Origin of the sequence: Enemella evansiae (assembly GCF_004362375.1) — a bacterium.
Classification (GTDB): Bacteria; Actinomycetota; Actinomycetes; order Propionibacteriales; family Propionibacteriaceae; genus Enemella; species Enemella evansiae.
Window position 1 is genome coordinate 195222 of sequence record NZ_SNXA01000013.1, and the last position, 17147, is coordinate 212368.

The window sequence follows — 17147 nt, forward strand, 5'->3', positions numbered from 1 at the left end:
CTGTAACGAGTCGCCAGATCAGGACCCCGCCGCGACCACCGGCGGGTTGAGCCGGGCGAACCCCTCCTGGCGTTCGTAGGGGAAGTGCGGGTAGGGCGCTGGGACCGCGCTGACCGCATCGAGGCGGCTCACCTGATCCGCGGTGAGGGCCCAGCCGACGGCACCGAGGTTGTCGCGGAGTTGGGCCTCGGTCCGGGCGCCGATGATGACCGAGGCGACACTCGGTCGGCGGAGCAGCCAGTTGATCGCCACCTGCGGCACGCTCCGGCCGGTCTCCGCGGCGATCTCGGTGAGCATCTCGACCACGTCGTACAACCGCTCGTCGGGCACCGGTGGCCCGAACTGGGCGGTCGCGTGCAGCCGACTGTCCGCCGGCAGCGGCTGGCCGCGGCGGATCTTCCCGGTCAGCCGGCCCCAGCCGAGCGGGCTCCAGACCAGCGCGCCGACCCCCTGGTCCAGCCCGAGCGGCAGCAGGTCGTGCTCGTAGTCCCGGCCGACCAGGGAGTAGTAGACCTGATGGGCCACATAGCGACTCCAGCCGTGCCGATCGGCGACGGCGAGGGATCGCATCAGCTGCCAGCCGGCGAAGTTGGACACCCCGGCGTACCGGATCTTGCCGGCGGTGACGAGGTCGTCGATGGTCGAGACCACCTCCTCGATCGGGGTGCCGGCATCGAAGGCGTGCAGCTGGAACAGGTCGAGATGGTCGGTCTGCAGTCGCCGCAGGGCGTCCTCGCAGACCCGGATCAGCCGGGCCCGGGAGGTGCCGGCGTCCTGCGGACCCTCCCCCATCGGCAGACCGGCCTTGGTCGAGATCAGCACCTCGTCGCGGCGGCCCTTCAGTGCCGCACCGAGCACCTCCTCCGAGGCGCCATCGGAATAGACATCGGCGGTGTCGAACATGGTGAGTCCCGCGTCCAGGCAGATGTCGATCAGTCGGGAGGCCTCCGTGACATCGGTGGTCCCCCAGTTACCGAACAGCGGCCCGCTGCCGCCGAAGGTCCCGGCCCCGAACGACAGCTCGGGCACGATCAGCCCCGAATCCCCGACCCTGCGATACTCCATGATCCAACTCCTAACGGTATTTTAGTTCCGTTAGTGGACGCTAGCACGGATCCGTGATTAACGGTACTGTGGTCCCGTTATGACTGAGTCGGTGGGAACGCGGCCGGGTGGCCGGACCGCGCGGGTACGCCAGGCGGTGCTGCGTGCGACCGGGGATCTGCTCGCCGAGCGGGGGTTCGCAGGTCTCGATCTGACCGAGCTCGCCGAACGCGCCGGAGTCGGGCGGACCACCGTCTATCGACGCTGGGGGTCGGCCACCGAACTGATCCGCGATCTGCTGGAGTCGATGGCCGAGGACTCCCTGCCGCGGGTCGACACCGGGTCGCTGACCGGGGACCTGCGAGCCAACGCGCGCCTGGTCCGCACGACGCTGAGCGACCCCCGCCAGGGCCGACTGTTCCGCGCGCTGATCATGGCCGGGGCCGGCGACGAGGCGGCCGCCGAGGCGCTGCACCGGTTCTATGCGACCCGGATCGATGAGTGGGCACCCTGCGTCACCGACGCCGTCGCGCGCGGCGAGCTGGCCGAGGGCACCGACGCCCGCCAGGTGATCCAGGCGGTGTCCGCGCCGCTCTACTACGCCTTCCTGGCCAGCGGCGAGCCACTCACCGAGGAGTTGGCCGACCGGGCAGCCGACGCGGCCATCGCAGCCGCCCGGGTGGGGGTGTTCGACTGATCGCTCGATTTCTGGCGGCCGTGGCTGCGCACGGCGGGCCGGGCGATGAGCGTGGGTTCAGCGCTGCTCGACGTGCTCCGGGTCCTGGTCGGGGCGGGTGTCGACGCCCTCCTCGGGGATGTCGATCTTGCGCATCTGCCGGCGCATGCTGCGGAAGAGCAGCGCCGAGGCGCCGCCCAGCACCAGGATCAGCACCAGCGGGATCCAGCCTGCGACCACCGAATTGGGGTCGATGTCCAACGGCAGCATGAGCCCTCCCTCCACGAGGAGGACTCTACGCCTGGACCGCGATCCCGGCGAACAGATCCTCCTCGGGCGTCTCCGAGCCGGTCTGGTCGATGACGAGTTCGAACTCCTCGGTCGGCCAGACCTCGCGCTGCACCTCGAGCGGCACGTGGAACCAGGCCCCGTTCGGGTCGACCTGCGTACCATGCGCGAGCAGCGCCCGGTCGCGGACCGAGAAGTAGTCGGCGCACTCGACCGCGGTGGTGATCCGCGAGTCCGGCACCCGGTTCGAGTCGTCCCAGTTGGCGAGCCGCTCGGCGTACGGCGACTCGAAGCCGCGATCCAGCATCGCCTCGTGCAGGGCGATCGTGCGCTGCCGGTTGAAGGTGTGCTGGTAGTAGACCTTGCTCACCTGCCAGGGCTCGCCGTGCTCCGGCCACTTCGTCGGATCGGCGGCCTGTTCGACGGCGATCAGGCTGATCCGGTTGGTCTGGATGTGATCGGGGTGCGGGTAGCCACCCAGCTCGTCGTAGGTGGTCAGCACCTGCGGCCGGAACTGCCGGATCACCCGGACCAGTTCCCCGGCCGCCTGCTCCGGATCCTGCAGCGCGAAGCAGCCGTCCGGCAGCGGCGGCAGCGGGTCGCCCTCGGGCAGCCCGGAGTCGACGAAGCCGAGCCAGGTCTGCTCGATGCCCAGGATCGCCCGCGCCCGATCCATCTCGCGGCGGCGCACCTCGGCGAGGTGGTTGATGATGTCGGGGCGGTCCATCGCCGGGTTGAGGATCGACCCCCGCTCGCCCCCGGTGCAGGTCGCGACCATCACCCGGACGCCCTCATCGACGTATTTCGCGGTCACCGCCGCGCCCTTGCTCGACTCGTCGTCGGGGTGCGCGTGCACGTGCAGCAGGCGGAGCTGGTCGCCGTCAGCGGTACGCCGGGGGCGGGTGGTGGTCGTGCTCGTCAAGGTCGGACTCCATGGGTGTCGAACGGTCAGCCAACCCAAGCAAACACCAGATCGGCCCGAGAGATTCCCGCCGGTCACTAACCTGTTCTCGTGAGCCTGTCCCCCGCGGAGCGGATCGCCGCCCGATACCCCGACGCCCGACGCCCCTGGTTGAAGTGGGTGGTGGCACTCATCGTGCTCCCGCTGCTGGGGGTCTGGTTGTGGATCTCGGTCGATCAGTCGAACCCGCCGGTGACCGCCCAGGTGGTCAGCTTCACCGTGACCGGCAACAACACCATCAACATCACGCTGATGATCGACCGCTCCTCCGCCGACGTCACCGGGCGCTGTCTGGTGCAGGCGACCGCGCAGGGCGGTGAGCAGGTCGGTGAGGTCTGGTACGCCGTCGCCGCCGCGGATCGCGAGGTCACCCAGGAGCAGGTCTCGCTGCGCACCTTCCGGCCGCCGGTGAGCGCCACCATCAGCAAGTGCCAGGGCGGCTGAACAGCGCGCCACGATTGCCTGGGCCGGGGGTGTTGGTAATCTTGTGCGATGGCAGAAATCACCGAGACCAACACCATCTGGCTCACCCAGGAGGCCTACGACAAGCTCGCCGACGAGCTCGCGTACCTCGAGGGTGAGGGGCGCACCGAGATCGCCAACCGGATCGCCGCGGCCCGTGACGAGGGGGACCTGCGCGAGAACGGTGGCTACCATGCCGCCCGCGAGGAGCAGGGCAAGCAGGAGGCCCGGATCGCGCAGCTGCAGGACATGCTGCGTCGTGCCGAGGTCGGCGATGCCCCCACCAATACCGACCAGGCGGTCCCGGGCACCAAGATCACCATCGCCTTCGACGGCGACCCCGACGACACCGACACCTTCCTGCTCGGCTCCCGCGAGCTGCTCGGACTGGACGATGCCGCCGACGAGGTCAACGTCTACAGCCCGCAGTCCCCGCTCGGCGCGGCGATCCTGGACAAGAAGGTGGGCGACACCGTCTCCTACGAGACGCCCAACGGGAAGTCCATCTCCGTGAAGATCACCAAGGTGGAGGCTTTCACCGGCTGAACATCGATTTCCGCCAGCAACGAGCCGCCCCGGGTGATCCGGGGCGGCTCGTTGGTTGTGCGGGGTCTCCGGGGCGTACGCCGCCCCGGACGTCGGGCGTCAGCCGGCCAGCAGCCGCTGGGCCTCGGCCGGGCTGAGTTCACCGCTGGCGACCTGGGCCAGGATCGTGTCCCGGTCCACCCCGCCCGCGGTGTCGGCGGTCGTCTCGGTCGGGGCGCTCGTCGGCTGCTCGCCCTCGCCCTCCTCGCCGGAGAGGCCGAGCTTCATCAGCAGCTGGGTGAGCCGCAGTCGCGCGGTCGGATAGGACACCCCGAGATGCTTCTCCACCTCCCGCAGGTTGCCGCGGGAGGCCAGGAAGACCCGCAGGGTCTCGATCTCGGCGGGGTTCAGTGCGCAGAACTCGCACGAGGTGAACACCCCCGCCAACTCCGATCCGCAGGTGGTGCAGCCGAGCCGGGTGACGTGCAGCTGGTCGCCGCAGACCGGGCAGTCGCTCGGCGGGCGGTGCGGTTCGTCCAGGGTCCGCTCACCGTGGGAATGCGTGCTCATCGATCGCCTCCGTTCTCGGTACCGACCCGGACCACCGCGTGGCCCATCACCACACCGACATCCAGCCGGGCGGCCCCGTTGCCCATCACCACTTCGTCACCGGCGCCGGTGTGCCCACCGGCCCAGACCACCTTGCCCAGTTGGGATTCCGCGCGCACGGTGACATTCGAGTCGTCGTCCAGCTGGACGTTCAGCGAACCGGATTCACAGCGGATCCGGGAGCGGCCGGTCGCGATCCGGCCCTTGACGGTGGCCTGACCGGCCTGCACCAGCACGTCGTGCGCCTCGCTCAATCCGGTGAGCTTGGCGCCACCGGCGGTGACCCGGACCTTGCCCAGGTAGCGGACGTCCTCACAGGTCAGCGACCCGGCGGTCAGCTCCACATCGACGATCAGGTTCGGGTTGACCCGGATGAACAGTTCCTTGCCCAGACCGAGATTGCGCACGTCGTCGAGACTGCGCGGCGGGCGGAGCAGGGTGAAGCCGTCGATCGAGGCGCCGATCTCACCGTCGGAGGAGATCTCCAGCACCGATCCATTGCGGCGCAGCACATGGGCGCCGTCGACGGAGGCGGTGGCCACCCGCGGTTCACCGACCACCCGGACCCGGCGGCCGACGGCTCGGATCGAGACCCGGTCGACGCCCTTGGTGTTGGCGGTGCGGCGGTCGGCGGTGGGGACCTCGTCGTCACCGGCGGGCGGCTCGGCACCCTCGGTACGCGGGGTCTCCGCAGTCGGCGGCGCGGTTCGCGGGTCGGCCTCGGTGTCGGGCTGGTCGCCGACGACCCGGCTGAAGGTGTCCCGGGCGTACTGCTGCCAGCGCGGCCGGGGGCGCTCCCCCGCAGCCGAGGAGTCCGCCCCGGCACCGGCCGAGGTACCGGTGCTGCCGGTGGTGGACCCGGCACTCGATCCGGCGCTGGCGCCGGCAGGAGCGCCGGTGAGCGCCTCGATGCGGCGCGAGGCCTCGGCGGAATCGATCCGCCCGGCGGCAAGATCCTCGAGGATCGGTGTGAGGTCTGGAGTGCTCATGACCCAAATGTAAAACGGACTTGCGACTATCTAAAGGGTCACTTTCCACTATCGGGTGTGGTTGGGGGAAGACCCGGGGTGACGATCAACGTGCTCGTGCCTGCGGCGACCTGCAGCCGGGCGGGTACGCCGAGCGGCACGCTCTCCGCACCCGGGCCGTGCCCGAAGCTGAAGCCCGCACCGATCGGCACCCCGAGCCCGCCGAGCAGTTCGCCGACCAGCAGGCGTACCTCGTCGACGACGCAGCCGCGCCAGCTGCCCAGCACGATGCCGGCGACACCGTCGAACCAACCGGCCCGCAACAGCGCGGTGAGATAGCCGTCCAGGTGATAGGTCTCCTCGTTGATGTCCTCGAGCAGGACCAGGGCACCGGTGTTGTCGACCGGCGGCCGGCTGCGGGCGGCCAGCGTCATCGCCAGCAGCGACAGGTTGCCGCCGATCAGCGTCCCGGTCGCGGTGCCGTCGACCAAGGCGTCCGAGCCGGCGTGATCGAGCTCGGCCGGATCGCCGAACAGTGCCTGCCGGAATGACTCGGTGGCTGCCGGATCGTCAAGCAGGTCAGCGGTTGCGGGCATCGGGGTGAACCAGCTGGGTACGCCGAGCTGTTCGCGCAGCAGCTCGTGCAGGGCGGTGATGTCGGAGCTGCCGTAGACCGGTTTGGGCGGGCAGGACCGCAGCGCCGCCAGGTCGAGGTGGTCCAGCATCCGGGCGGTGCCATAGCCACCGCGGACCGCGATGATGCCGCGGAACTGCGGATCGCACCAGGCCCGCTGGAAATCCGCGGCCCGCAGCTCGTCGGCACCGGAGAGATAACTCGCCCACCGATGGGCCGCCCGGGCCGAGGGCAGGCGTACCGGAACCAGCCCCCAACCGGTGAGCAGCTCCTCCGCCGCCGCCAACTTCTCCGGCGGCGGCGGGCCGGCCGGGCCGAGCAGCGCCACCCGGTCACCCGGCACCAACGGCCCCAGGGGGTCGGTCACCGGGGCACCCCCAGGCCGCGCGGCGCGGCGGCGAGCAGGGTCTTGGTGTAGTCGTGCTGGGGATCCAGCAGTACCTGTTCCACGGGCCCATCCTCGACGATCTGCCCGTTGCGCATCACCAGCACCCGGTCGGCGATGTTCCAGGCCAGTCCGAGATCGTGGGTGATCACCAGCGCGCCGAGCCCCAGGGTGCGGCGCAGATTCAGCAGCAGGCCGAGGATCTCACCGCGCACCGAGGCGTCCAGGGAGGCGACCGGTTCGTCGGCGACCAGATATTCCGGGTCCAGCGCGAGCGCCCCGGCGATCACCACCCGCTGCCGCTGCCCGCCGGAGAGCTCCTGCGGCAGTGCGGCGAGGAACCGCTCGGGCGGGGTCAACTCGGCGGCACGCAGCGCCCGGGAGACCCGTTCCACCTCGTCGCCACCCAGCCCGTGCACCCGGGGCCCCTCGGCGACCGCGTCGAGGACGGTGTGCTTGGGGTTGAGTGCCCCACTCGGGTCCTGCAGGACGAACTGGACCTTCCGCCGGTACGCCTTCAGCGCGGCTCCCCCGCGCGGCATCGGCCGGCCGTCGAACAGCACCTCACCGGAGGTGGGTCGCTGCAGCCCGAGCACCGTCCGGGCCAGGGTGGTCTTGCCCGACCCGGACTGACCGACCAGCGCCACCACCTCCCCCTGGCGGCACCCCAGCGAGACGTGGTCGACCGCCCGCAGCCGCTTGCCCCGGGCCCGGAAGTCGACCACCAGATCGCGCACCTGGAGCAGTTCGGCACCGAGCTCCCGGTCACGGTCCCGGGCGACGGCGTCGGGATCGAACTCCTCCTCCCGCGCGGCGCGACCGACACGCAACCGGGACCGTTCGTCACCGATCGTCGGGAACGCGGCCGCCAGCTCCCGGGTGTGCGGATGTTGCGGGTCGGCCACCACCGCAGCCGTCTCCCCCTGTTCGACGATCCGCCCGGACTGCATCACCACCAGCCGCTGGCAGACCTGGGCGAGCACCGACAGGTCGTGGCTGATCATGATCAGCGTCAACCCGCGTTCGCTGACCAACTCGGAGAGCACCTGCAGCACCTGGGCCTGGACCACCACATCGAGGGCGGTCGTCGGCTCGTCGGCGATGATGATGTCGGGGTCGCAGGCGAGCGCCATCGCGATCATCACCCGCTGCTTCTGGCCGCCGGAAAGCTCGTGTGGATAGGCATCCGCGCGATCGGCGGGCAACTCGACCCGGGCCAGCAGCTCGGTCACCCGGCGGTCGCGGGCCGCCTGGTCGGCCCAGCGTTCGTCGGCGTGCAGGCTGAGCGCCTCGGCGATCTGCCAGCGGATCCGGCGGACCGGATTGAGCGAGTGCATCGCGCCCTGGAAGACGATCGCCGCGGCGGTCCAGCGGACCGCGCGGACCCGCCCCCAGTTCATCGTGGTCACGTCCTCACCGTCGACCAGGATCTCACCGCTGACGGCGGCGCTGCGTGGCAGCAGCCGCAGCGCGGTCGCGGCGAGGGTGGACTTGCCGCAGCCGGATTCACCGGCCAGCCCCACCGATTCACCGGAGCCGATCCGCAGGCTGACATCGTCGACGGCCGGCGGGTCGTCCGCGCGGGATCGGTAGCGTACGCTCACCCCGCGCCATTCCAGGGTGGTCATCGGCGCTCCCGCAGGGTGGGGTTGACCACGGCCTCCAAGGCCCGGCCGACCAGGGTGAAACAGAGCACGACGATCACGATCGCGATCCCCGGGGGCAGCACGAACCACCAGTAGCCGGCGGTCGCCGCACCGGTGTCGAGGGCGCTCTTCAGCATCGACCCCCAGGAGATCTGCGTCGGATCACCGAGGCCGAGGAAGGACAGCGTGGACTCCGAGATGATCGCCGAGCCGACCATCAGCGTGGTGTTCGCCAGCACCAGCGGGATCACCGCCGGCAGCACGTGCCGGAGCAGCAGATGGCCGTGCCCGCCGCCGAGGGCCTGGGCCCGTTCGATGTAGGGCCGGGCCTCGATGGTGAGGGTCTGCGAGCGAACGATCCGCGCGGTCGCGGCCCAGCTGGTCAACCCGATGGCGATCACGATGGTGAGGACGCCGCGGGTCAGCATCGTGGAGAGCACGATGGCCAGCACCAGGCTGGGGATGACCAGGAAGAAGTCGATGATGCGGAGCAGCACGAGCTGGGTCACACCGGTGAAGTGACCGGCCAGCATCCCCATCAGGGTGCCGATCAGCATCGACATCAAGGTCGCGGAGAACCCGACCACCAAGGAGATCCGCGATCCCCACAGCAGCATGCCGAGCACATCGCGGCCCACCGGATCGGTGCCGAGCAGATGGGCCGCCGAGGGTGGCTGGTTGGCCGAGGCGGTCAACCGGGTGACATCGAAACTGTCGAAGGGCACCAGCAGCGGCGCCAGCAGGGCGAGCGCCAGCACGCACAGCAACCCGATCAGCCCGACCAGGCCGGCCCGGTTGGCGGCGAAGAGGGCCCAGTTCGCGGCGACCCGTTGCCGCCGCCGGCGGCTGGCGATGGCGGTCGCGGAGGTGGCCGGTCCGGTCGTCGGTTCGGAGCTCATCAGGCGACCTTCAATCTCGGGTCCAGCACCCGATAGAGCAGGTCGGCGACGAAGTTCATCAGCACCACGATGCTGGAGAAGACCACGAAGGTTCCCTGCAGCAGTGGCAGATCCGGGCCGTCGAGCGCCTGGAAGGTGAGATAACCCAGCCCCGGCCAGGAGAACACCGTCTCCACGGTGATCGCACCGCCGATCAGGTGGCCGAGGGTGAGGAAGATCAGCGTCACCGTCGGCAGCAGGGCGTTCGGGACCGCATGCCTGGTGCGGACCAGGTCCTCCCGCAGGCCCTTGGCGCGGGCGGTGGTCAGATAGTCGGCGTTCATCTCCTCCAGCACCGAGGCGCGCATCACCATCAGATACTGGGCATAGACCACCGCCACCATGGTGAGCACCGGCAGCACCAGATGTCTGGCCACGTCCAGGGCGTACGCCAACCCGGTGGCGGTGCTGCCCGGGGTGGTCATGCCGCCGGTCGGGAACCACTGCAGGGTGCCGCCGAAGAGCATCAGCAGCAGCAGACCCAGCCAGAAGGTGGGCACCGACCAGAACACCAGCGCGATCCCGGTCTGCGCCTTGTCGAAGGTGGAACCGCGCCGCCAGGCCACCCGCTGACCCAGCCACAGGCCGAGCACCACCGAGATCGCGGCCGCGGTGCCGGTGAGCAGCAGGGTGGACCCCACCCGTTCCCCGATCAGCTGGGTGACCGGGGCGTCGTAGGTGTAGGAGGTGCCCAGGTCACCGGTGACCAGCCCGGTCAGGTACTTCCAGAACTGCACCGGCAACGGCTGGTCCAGCCCGAACTGCTCGCGCAGCCGGTCCACGTCCGCGGCACTGACCCGGCGGCCGCGGGTCATCGTGATCGCCGGATCGCCAGGCAGGATTCGGAAAACGAAGAATCCGACCACCACGATGAGGATCAGGCTGATCGCGGCACCGATCGCCCGATTGAGCACATAGCGACCCAGTCCGGCGGGTGCCGGGACGTCCTCGAGCGCGCTCGGGTCGCTGGTCTCCGCCAGGCTCATTCACGATCCTCGGCGGGCTTGCGGCGACGCATGGCGAAGAATCCACCGGCCAGGGCCAGCACGGCGACGACACCGACACCGATCCACAGCCCGGTGTTCGAGCTGCCGCCGCCGGCGGTCTGTGCCTGGGTGTCACCGGCCTGCACCGGGGTGGCGCCGTAGTAGCCCCAGTAGCCGTTCTGGTTGGTGATCGTGCCGGTGTTCTCCGGCTGCTTGGTGAAGTTCGCGAACCGGTCGCTGCGGTACGCCTCCAGGTAGTCGGCGTAGTAGACGATGTCGATCACGTTGGCCTGGTAGGCGATGGTCCAGGCCTGCTTGACCAGGTCGGCCCGCTTGGCCGGATCGAGCTCGGAATGCTGCTGGGCATAGAGCTGGTCGAACTTCGGGTCACACCAGTTGTTCTCGCTGGTCGCACCCGACCCGTCGGCGTTCGGCCGCGAGGAGCACAGGTTGATCGACAGCTGGTAGTCGGGGTCGGGCCCGATGCTCCAGCCGGTGAAGTACAGGTCGTACTTGCCGAGGGTCGAGTCGTTGTTGACCTGGGTGTTGCTGACCATCGAGGTCTCGACCGGGATCCCGACATCGCTCAGCCACTGCTTCACGAAGTCGGCCAGCTGGGCATGGGTGGCATCGGAGCTGCGGCCCATCAGCCGCAGCTTGAGCGGCTTGCCCGACGGGTCGACGCGGACCCCGTCGGCGCCCCTGCGGTAGCCGGCCTGGTCGAGCAGCTGGTTGGCTTTCGCCGGGTCGAAGGTGCGCTCGCTGGCACCGGCGGCGAGGCCGAAGTAGTCGGGATAGACGGTGGGCTCCTGGGTGATGCCCGGCTTGCCCAGGCCACCGAGCACCCGCTCCAGCAGCACCTTCTTATCGATCGCGGTCAGGATCGCCTCGCGGACCTGCGGGTTCTGCAGGGCGGGATTCCCATCACCCAAAGGCTTTCCAGCCGCATCGACGGCACCGGGGTTGATCGCCAGACCCTGGTAGCGCCGGCCCTCACCGTTGTTCGCGGTGATGCCCTGCTGGTTCTTCAGCGAGTTGAACTGGGCCGGGGTGAGCCCGTTGACCAGGTCGATCTCACCGGCGCGCAGACCCTGCACCGCGGCGTCCAGGTTCTTGTAGTAGACGAAGGTGATTCCGCCGATCTTCGGTGCACCGCGGAAGAACTTCGGGTTGGCGGTGAGCTCGATCGACTGGCCCTTGACGTACTTGGTCATCAGGAACGGCCCCGAGCCGACGATCGGTTGACCGTCGGAGAGGTCGTTGTTGGTCTTGGCGGCATCGAGCTTCTCCCAGATGTGCTTGGGCACGATCGGCAGTTCGTTGCCGGGGTTGGAGGCCTGCGGTTCCTTCATGGTGATCACCACGGTCTGCGGGTCCTTCGCCTCCACCGAGGTCACATTCTCCACCAGGGAACCGTTCGCGGTCTGCAGCTCCTCCTTCTGCTGCATCTGCTGGAAGGTCCAGGCCGCGTCCTCGGCGGTGATCGGCTGGCCGTCGGACCAGCTGCGGCCGGCCGGGATGGTGAAGGTCCAGGTCTTCGCGTCCGGGCTGGCCTCCCACTTGTTCGCCAAACCCTCGGTGAGCTTGTTGTCCGGCCCCCACTGCACCAGCGGCTCATACTGCATCCGGTTGATCTGGGTGGAGGTCAGCAGCACCGTCTTGAACGGGTTGAAGTTGTCGATGTCGGCGGTCACGGCCACCTTCAGCACCGGCGCGTCGGCCGCCCGCGCGGTCGGCGTACCGACCCAGGGCAGCAGGGCGACGAGCAGCACCCCGAGGGCAGCCAGCAACCTGGACCATGACGATGTGCGACGACTGGACATGCGACCTCCTGGTGCGAGTTGCGCGCCAGACAACCGGAGCGGTGAGGCCGCGGTCAAGAGGTATGCGTCAATTGTTTCCTTCCTGAAACGTAGGTGCGTGAAATGTTGACGACGGTTTGGCAGAGTGGGAGGGGTGAGTCCTACCGAGACCGACGGTGACACCGAGACCGATGTCGTACGCCTGTGCGGTGAGCTGATCCGCTTCGACACCACGAACTGGGGCGGCGGCCGCGCCCGCGGCGAACGCGCCTGCACCGAGTTCGTCGCCGACACCCTGCGCACCGCCGGCTGGCAACCGGAGATCCTGGCCCGCCCGGACGCACCCGAGCGGACCAACCTGCTGCTCCGGGTCGCGGGCTCCGAGCCCGAGCTGCCGGGGGTGCTGGTCCAGGGCCATCTGGACGTGGTGCCGGCGGAGGCCGAGCAGTGGACACACGATCCGTTCGCCGGCGAGGTGGCCGACGGGTACCTCTACGGACGGGGCGCGCAGGACATGAAGGACGCCTGCGCGATGTCACTGAGCACCCTGCTGCAGTGGGCCCGCGACGGCGTCCGCCCACGCCGCGACGTGCTGTTCGCCTTCGTCGCCGATGAGGAGGACACCGGGGCCCACGGGGCCGAGTGGCTGGTCGACAGATATCCGGATCGGTTCGCCGGAATCGGTTGCACCATTGGCGAATCCGGCGGTCACTGCGAGGCGCTGCGGACCACGACCGGCGAGGCGGTGCACCTCTATCCGGTGGCCTGTGCGGAGCGGGGTTCGATGCATCTGCGGCTGACCGCCCACGGCGCCTCCGGCCACGGGTCGCGGCCGACCGGTGCGGATGCGATCAGCCGGTTGCTGGCGGCGGTGACCCGGCTGCGCGAGTACCGCTGGCCGCTGCACCTGGCCCCGGTGGTACGAGCTCAGCTGACCGAATCGGCGTGCGCTCTCGAGTTGCCCGCCGAGGTCGTCACCGACCTGGCGGCCACCGACGAAGCGACGGCCGAGGTGGCCGTGCGGGCGGTGATCGCCGCCCTCGGCGATGATGCCGGTCCGCTGCCGTGGACGATCCGGGCGTCGGCGACGCTGACGATGCTGAACGCCGGCTACAAGGTGAACGTGATCCCCGGGGCGGCGACCGCGGAGTTCGACGTCCGCTGCCCACCCGGTTTCGTCGACCAGCTCGACGCCACCCTGGCCGAGCTGCTCGGGCCGCGGCAGGGCGAAGCGGTCGAGTGGGAGCACAGCACCTATCAGCCACCGGTGGCCGCTCCCCTGGACGGTCCCTGGCTGGCCGCGATCCGTCGGGTGATCGGTGAGTTCGACCCGCTCGGGACGGTGATCCCCGGCTGCCTGGGCGGTGGTACCGATGCGAAGGCGTTCGCCCGGATCGGGATCCCGGGTTACGGATTCACCCCGCTCGGCCCCGACCCCGACGGTCGACGCTCCGAGGGTCAGCACGGCGTGGACGAGCGGGTACCGGTCACCTCCCTGGTCACCGGCCAGCAGATGCTGCGCCGCTTCCTCGAAACCGTCTGACCCGACGGTCATCGAGTAGCTGCCCCGGCGCAGCGAAGCCGCCCTCACGGTCATCGAGTAGCTGCCCCGGCGCAGCGAAGCGGAGCCGGGGCAGCGTGTCGAGATGACCAGACTCAGCCAGCCAGCTCATCGGCGACCGCGCGACCGATCTCCCGCATCGCCGCCAGCACCCGGTCGCGCACCTCGGGGCGCCCGTCCGCCCAGTTGGCCGCTGCGGCGTACGCCAGGGTGCGGCCGCCGGCACTCACCAGGCCGATGTCGATCCGGGCGGTCTCGATGGTGCCGGTCTTGTTCACCAGCCGTACGCCGCGGTCCGGTCCGGTGTGCGCGAGCGGGTCGAGCCCGAAGGCGCCGGCCACCATCGACAGGTCGGTATCGGTGGCCAGCCAGCCGAGCACCCGGTCGGCGGCCTCCCGACCGAGCACCTCACCGCGATGCAACCGACCCAGCAGCGCGGACAACTCGTCGGCCCGACCCACCGAGAGGGTGGGTGGATCGGTCGGGCGGCGTCCCTCGCGTACCCGGTCCAGCAGTGCCGACTCCGCGCAGCCGAGCCGCCGGGCCATCCGGCGGACCGGCTCGATGCCGACCCGGCGCAGCAGCACGTTGGTCGCCAGGTTGTCGCTGACCGCACCGATCAGCAGGCAGAGATCGGCCAGCGGCAGGGAGCGGCTGCGCAGCTGGTACCAGAGCCCGGAGTCGGCGACCCACTCGTCATCGTCCCAGCGCAACGGCTCGTCCGGATCGAGCTCCCCCGCCGCCAACCGGGCAGACACCTCGGCCAGCAGGAACACCTTGCCGACGCTGGCGGTCCGCAGCAATCGCTCCGGATGGTGGGCGTACAGCACCCGATCATCGCTCGCGTCCCGGACGCAGATGCTCCAGTCGGCCGTCGGGGGAAGTTCGATCGCGCGCACCCCGCATCCCTACCAAACTCTTGGGGCCAAACGGCCGGTCCGGCGCCGCAACACCGGCCATAACTGCTGACAAAGTGCATCGGAGTATTTGCATAGTGCAAGTAATGGATTTATGCTTGTTTGGTGCAAGCATCAGAAACACCGGCGGATGTCGCCGACCGGCTCATCGACGCGATGGTCGGAATGGCCAGGGCCGCCAAGCGGTCCCAGCGGTTCGCGGTCGATCAGGGCAGCTACTTCATGCTGCATCTGCTCGAACTGCGCGGTGAGCTCCGGCTGACCGAGCTCGCGGCGGCCGCCGAGTTGGACACCTCCACCGTCTCCCGGCACCTGCGCCAGCTCGAGGATTCGGACCTGGTCTCCAGCAAACCCGACCCGGGTGACCGGCGGGCGAAGCACTTCACGCTCACCGCCGGTGGCGAGGCGCTGCTGGAGCGGGCCCGCACCGAACGCCGGGCGCTGCTCAGCGAACGGCTGTCCACCTGGTCGACCGACGATGTGACCACCCTGGAGCGCCTGATGACCCGACTGGCCGATGAGGTGCTCCAGTCCAACCCCGCCAAGTGCCCCGAACCCGAAGACCCCGAAACCGAAGACCCCGAAACCGAAGACAAGGATCCCCTGACCCCGAATGACAATGACAACCCGCAGCACCGGAAGGAAACCCGTGGCTGAGTCCACCGCGCCGACCGCCGACGCTCCCGTGGCCAAGGAGGAGTTCCACCTGGACGCGGCCGGCAAGCGCGTCTTCATCGGCCTGATGCTGGGCATGCTGGTCGCCTCCATCAGCCAGACCATCGTCGGCCCCGCACTGCCCCGGATCGTCGCCGAACTCGGCGGCATGGAGCACTACTCCTGGCTGGCCACCGCGGCCATGCTGGTCTCGGCGATCACGGTGCCGATCGTCGGCAAGCTCTCCGACCTCTATGGTCGCCGGCCCTTCTATCTGGCCGGTCTGGTCGTGTTCATGCTCGGCTCGGTGATTTCCGGCTTCGCGCAGAACTTCTGGATGCTGGTCGGCGCCCGCGCGATCCAGGGCCTGGGCATGGGCACCCTGATGCCGCTGTCCCAGACGATCATCGGCGACCTGGTACCGCCCCGCTTCCGCGGCAAGTACCAAGGGGTGATGGGTGCGGTCTTCGGCCTCACCTCGGTCGCCGGCCCGCTCGCCGGTGGCTTCATCACCGACCACTGGGGCTGGCGCTGGCTGTTCTTCGTCACCCTGCCGATCGGCCTGGTCGCACTGGTCGCGATCGGCCGCTTCCTGCACCTGGCTCACGAACCGCGCAAGGTGAAGATCGACCTGTTCGGCATCTTCACGATGGCGATCGCGCTGATCTGCCTGCTGCTCGCCACCTCCTTCGGCGGCACCACCTGGGCCTGGTCGTCCTGGCAGATCATCACCCTGTACGCCGTGGGCCTGGTCTTCACCGGCATCTTCATCTTCGCCGAGACGCGCGCCATCGATCCGGTGCTGCCGCTGCGCCTGTTCCGCAGCTCGATCTTCACCCTCAGCTGCATCGCCAGCTTCGCCGTGGCGATCATGATGTTCGGCGCGATCATCTACATCCCGGTGTACGCCCAGGGTGTGATCGGGGTGAACGCCACCAACTCCGGGCTGATCCTGATGCCGATGATGCTCGGCCTGATCATCCTCGGCATCGTCGTCGGACAGCTGGTCACCAAGACCGGCCGCTACAAGGAATTCCTGCTGCTCGGCAACATCGTGATGCTGATCGGCTACTGGCTGCTGTCCCGGCTGCACTGGGGGTCCACCCAGCTCGACCTGACCCTGGCGATGGTCGTCATCGGCGTCGGCCTGGGCACCTGCATGCAGCTCTACACCCTGGTCATCCAGAACAACTCCCGCCGCCAGGATCTCGGCGTCTCGACCGCCTCCAGCCAGTTCTTCCGCAACGTCGGCTCCACCGTCGGGATCGCGATCTACGGCACGGTGATGACCACCACCATGCACACCGCGATCGGTAAGTACCTGCCCGCCGGTGCGGCGGCCCAGGCCGGTGGCGCGATGAACGCCTCCGCGGTGCTCGACCCGAGCGTGCTCGCCCAGCTGCCGCCGGCGATCGCCGACGCCGTCCGGCAGGGGCTGGCCGATGCGCTGCACAACACCTTCCTGATCGGCCTGCCGGTCGGTGCGCTGGCGCTGCTGGCGACCCTGTTCATCAAGGCGGTACCGCTGCGGGACACCGTGCACACCCCGACCGAGGCCGGCCGGGAGGTGCTCGACTCGATGAACCAGACCAGCGGCTCACCGAACGAGCTGGTACCGACCCTGAGCGGCCATGGCCGGACCCGGGAGCGGATCCTCGGCCTTCAGTACGCGCTGCTCGCCGAGGAGGCGGCCAAGCCGGGCCGGGAGCTGCTCCGCGAGGGCGTGACCGGCCTGGGCGACGGGGATCTGGAGCGTGGGATCGCGCTGTTGCGCTGCACCGCCGCGATGCTCTGCTCCGAGGACGAGGCGGAGGTGGCCCGCGCCGAGGGGCAGGCCGCCGAGGTCGCCGCCCGGGCCCAGAAGCCCGGCGGCGTGCTCAGCCCCGAGCTGCGCAAGGACCTGGCCGTGCTCGCCGCCGAACAGGATCGGGCGATCGTGCTGGCGCGGATCGAGGAACCGGTCGAGCAGCGCTACCAGGCCGTCGACATCGGCAAGCTGCACGAGGCCGGCAGCGACCTCGCCGCGGCGTACATGGTCGACATCCGCAACCCCGAGCCCAGCCCGCGGCACGCCGCGGACTGAGCCTGGGT

At 69.6% G+C, this 17147-nt stretch carries 17 protein-coding genes; 6 read left to right on the forward strand and 11 right to left on the reverse strand.

The features are described from left to right. Positions 1–18 precede the first annotated feature (18 nt). A complete protein-coding gene (locus C8D81_RS18560) occupies positions 19–1065 on the reverse strand; it encodes an aldo/keto reductase (RefSeq protein WP_094405693.1) in 1047 nt (348 codons plus the stop codon). Between the two features lie 79 nt (positions 1066–1144). Here C8D81_RS18560 and C8D81_RS18565 point away from each other — a divergent pair, with 79 nt between their 5' ends. Next, positions 1145–1741: a TetR/AcrR family transcriptional regulator gene (locus C8D81_RS18565; protein ID WP_094432645.1), complete on the forward strand. Its 597-nt coding sequence runs from the start codon at positions 1145–1147 to the stop codon at positions 1739–1741. 57 nt (positions 1742–1798) lie between these two features. Here the strand turns inward: C8D81_RS18565 and C8D81_RS18570 are convergent, their stop codons facing one another. Both C8D81_RS18570 and mca read right to left on the reverse strand, forming a co-directional pair. Next, on the reverse strand, positions 1799–2005 hold the full coding sequence (locus tag C8D81_RS18570; protein ID WP_133626578.1) for a hypothetical protein: 207 nt from the start codon (positions 2003–2005) through the stop codon (positions 1799–1801). 10 nt (positions 2006–2015) lie between these two features. Beyond that, on the reverse strand, positions 2016–2930 hold the full coding sequence (gene mca, locus C8D81_RS18575; RefSeq protein ID WP_094356039.1) for a mycothiol conjugate amidase Mca: 915 nt from the start codon (positions 2928–2930) through the stop codon (positions 2016–2018). Between the two features lie 90 nt (positions 2931–3020). On the opposite strand from mca, the gene C8D81_RS18580 reads away from it, so the two are divergent. Beyond that, positions 3021–3413, forward strand: coding sequence for a DUF4307 domain-containing protein (locus C8D81_RS18580; RefSeq protein ID WP_094356038.1), 393 nt, complete (start codon positions 3021–3023; stop codon positions 3411–3413). 48 nt (positions 3414–3461) lie between these two features. Next, a complete protein-coding gene (gene greA / locus C8D81_RS18585; protein WP_094356037.1) occupies positions 3462–3977 on the forward strand; it encodes a transcription elongation factor GreA in 516 nt (171 codons plus the stop codon). Between the two features lie 99 nt (positions 3978–4076). Here greA and C8D81_RS18590 read toward each other — a convergent pair whose 3' ends face one another. From C8D81_RS18590 to C8D81_RS18620, 7 genes are read right to left on the reverse strand one after another with little or no spacing between them, the layout of a single operon-like run. Further along, positions 4077–4526 (reverse strand): DUF2089 domain-containing protein, encoded by a 450-nt coding sequence (locus C8D81_RS18590; protein ID WP_094400190.1) that lies wholly within the window; start codon positions 4524–4526, stop codon positions 4077–4079. Then, complete coding sequence (locus C8D81_RS18595) at positions 4523–5554, reverse strand: hypothetical protein (RefSeq protein ID WP_094405691.1); 1032 nt, start codon at positions 5552–5554, stop codon at positions 4523–4525. Before C8D81_RS18595 ends, C8D81_RS18590 begins: the two co-directional genes overlap by 4 nt. Before the next feature lie 38 nt (positions 5555–5592). Continuing rightward, positions 5593–6534, reverse strand: coding sequence for a S66 peptidase family protein (locus C8D81_RS18600; RefSeq protein WP_094405690.1), 942 nt, complete (start codon positions 6532–6534; stop codon positions 5593–5595). Next, positions 6531–8180, reverse strand: coding sequence for an ABC transporter ATP-binding protein (locus C8D81_RS18605; RefSeq protein WP_094405689.1), 1650 nt, complete (start codon positions 8178–8180; stop codon positions 6531–6533). The genes C8D81_RS18600 and C8D81_RS18605 overlap by 4 nt, the downstream gene beginning before the upstream one ends. Then, complete coding sequence (locus C8D81_RS18610) at positions 8177–9097, reverse strand: ABC transporter permease (protein ID WP_094405688.1); 921 nt, start codon at positions 9095–9097, stop codon at positions 8177–8179. The genes C8D81_RS18605 and C8D81_RS18610 overlap by 4 nt, the downstream gene beginning before the upstream one ends. Then, positions 9097–10122 (reverse strand): ABC transporter permease, encoded by a 1026-nt coding sequence (locus C8D81_RS18615; protein WP_094400183.1) that lies wholly within the window; start codon positions 10120–10122, stop codon positions 9097–9099. Before C8D81_RS18615 ends, C8D81_RS18610 begins: the two co-directional genes overlap by 1 nt. Continuing rightward, positions 10119–11945: an ABC transporter substrate-binding protein gene (locus C8D81_RS18620; RefSeq protein ID WP_094405687.1), complete on the reverse strand. Its 1827-nt coding sequence runs from the start codon at positions 11943–11945 to the stop codon at positions 10119–10121. The genes C8D81_RS18615 and C8D81_RS18620 overlap by 4 nt, the downstream gene beginning before the upstream one ends. Before the next feature lie 133 nt (positions 11946–12078). Here C8D81_RS18620 and C8D81_RS18625 point away from each other — a divergent pair, with 133 nt between their 5' ends. Next, a complete protein-coding gene (locus C8D81_RS18625; protein ID WP_094432643.1) occupies positions 12079–13467 on the forward strand; it encodes a M20/M25/M40 family metallo-hydrolase in 1389 nt (462 codons plus the stop codon). A gap of 113 nt (positions 13468–13580) precedes the next feature. Here C8D81_RS18625 and C8D81_RS18630 read toward each other — a convergent pair whose 3' ends face one another. Beyond that, positions 13581–14384, reverse strand: a complete 804-nt coding sequence (locus C8D81_RS18630; RefSeq protein WP_094432640.1) for a serine hydrolase — start codon at positions 14382–14384, stop codon at positions 13581–13583. A gap of 123 nt (positions 14385–14507) precedes the next feature. Here C8D81_RS18630 and C8D81_RS18635 point away from each other — a divergent pair, with 123 nt between their 5' ends. Beyond that, complete coding sequence (locus tag C8D81_RS18635) at positions 14508–15059, forward strand: MarR family winged helix-turn-helix transcriptional regulator (protein ID WP_094427987.1); 552 nt, start codon at positions 14508–14510, stop codon at positions 15057–15059. Then, positions 15052–17139: an MDR family MFS transporter gene (locus tag C8D81_RS18640; RefSeq protein ID WP_208109390.1), complete on the forward strand. Its 2088-nt coding sequence runs from the start codon at positions 15052–15054 to the stop codon at positions 17137–17139. Before C8D81_RS18635 ends, C8D81_RS18640 begins: the two co-directional genes overlap by 8 nt. Positions 17140–17147 lie beyond the last annotated feature (8 nt).

Coding starts and splice junctions, on each gene's coding strand:
- greA (WP_094356037.1), top strand. CDS start 3,462: ATGGCAGAAATCACCGAGACCAACACCATCTGGCTCACCCAGGAGGCC.
- C8D81_RS18605 (WP_094405689.1), bottom strand. CDS start 8,180: ATGACCACCCTGGAATGGCGCGGGGTGAGCGTACGCTACCGATCCCGC.
- C8D81_RS18620 (WP_094405687.1), bottom strand. CDS start 11,945: ATGTCCAGTCGTCGCACATCGTCATGGTCCAGGTTGCTGGCTGCCCTC.
- C8D81_RS18565 (WP_094432645.1), top strand. CDS start 1,145: ATGACTGAGTCGGTGGGAACGCGGCCGGGTGGCCGGACCGCGCGGGTA.
- C8D81_RS18590 (WP_094400190.1), bottom strand. CDS start 4,526: ATGAGCACGCATTCCCACGGTGAGCGGACCCTGGACGAACCGCACCGC.
- C8D81_RS18595 (WP_094405691.1), bottom strand. CDS start 5,554: ATGAGCACTCCAGACCTCACACCGATCCTCGAGGATCTTGCCGCCGGG.
- C8D81_RS18610 (WP_094405688.1), bottom strand. CDS start 9,097: ATGAGCTCCGAACCGACGACCGGACCGGCCACCTCCGCGACCGCCATC.
- C8D81_RS18615 (WP_094400183.1), bottom strand. CDS start 10,122: ATGAGCCTGGCGGAGACCAGCGACCCGAGCGCGCTCGAGGACGTCCCG.
- C8D81_RS18560 (WP_094405693.1), bottom strand. CDS start 1,065: ATGGAGTATCGCAGGGTCGGGGATTCGGGGCTGATCGTGCCCGAGCTG.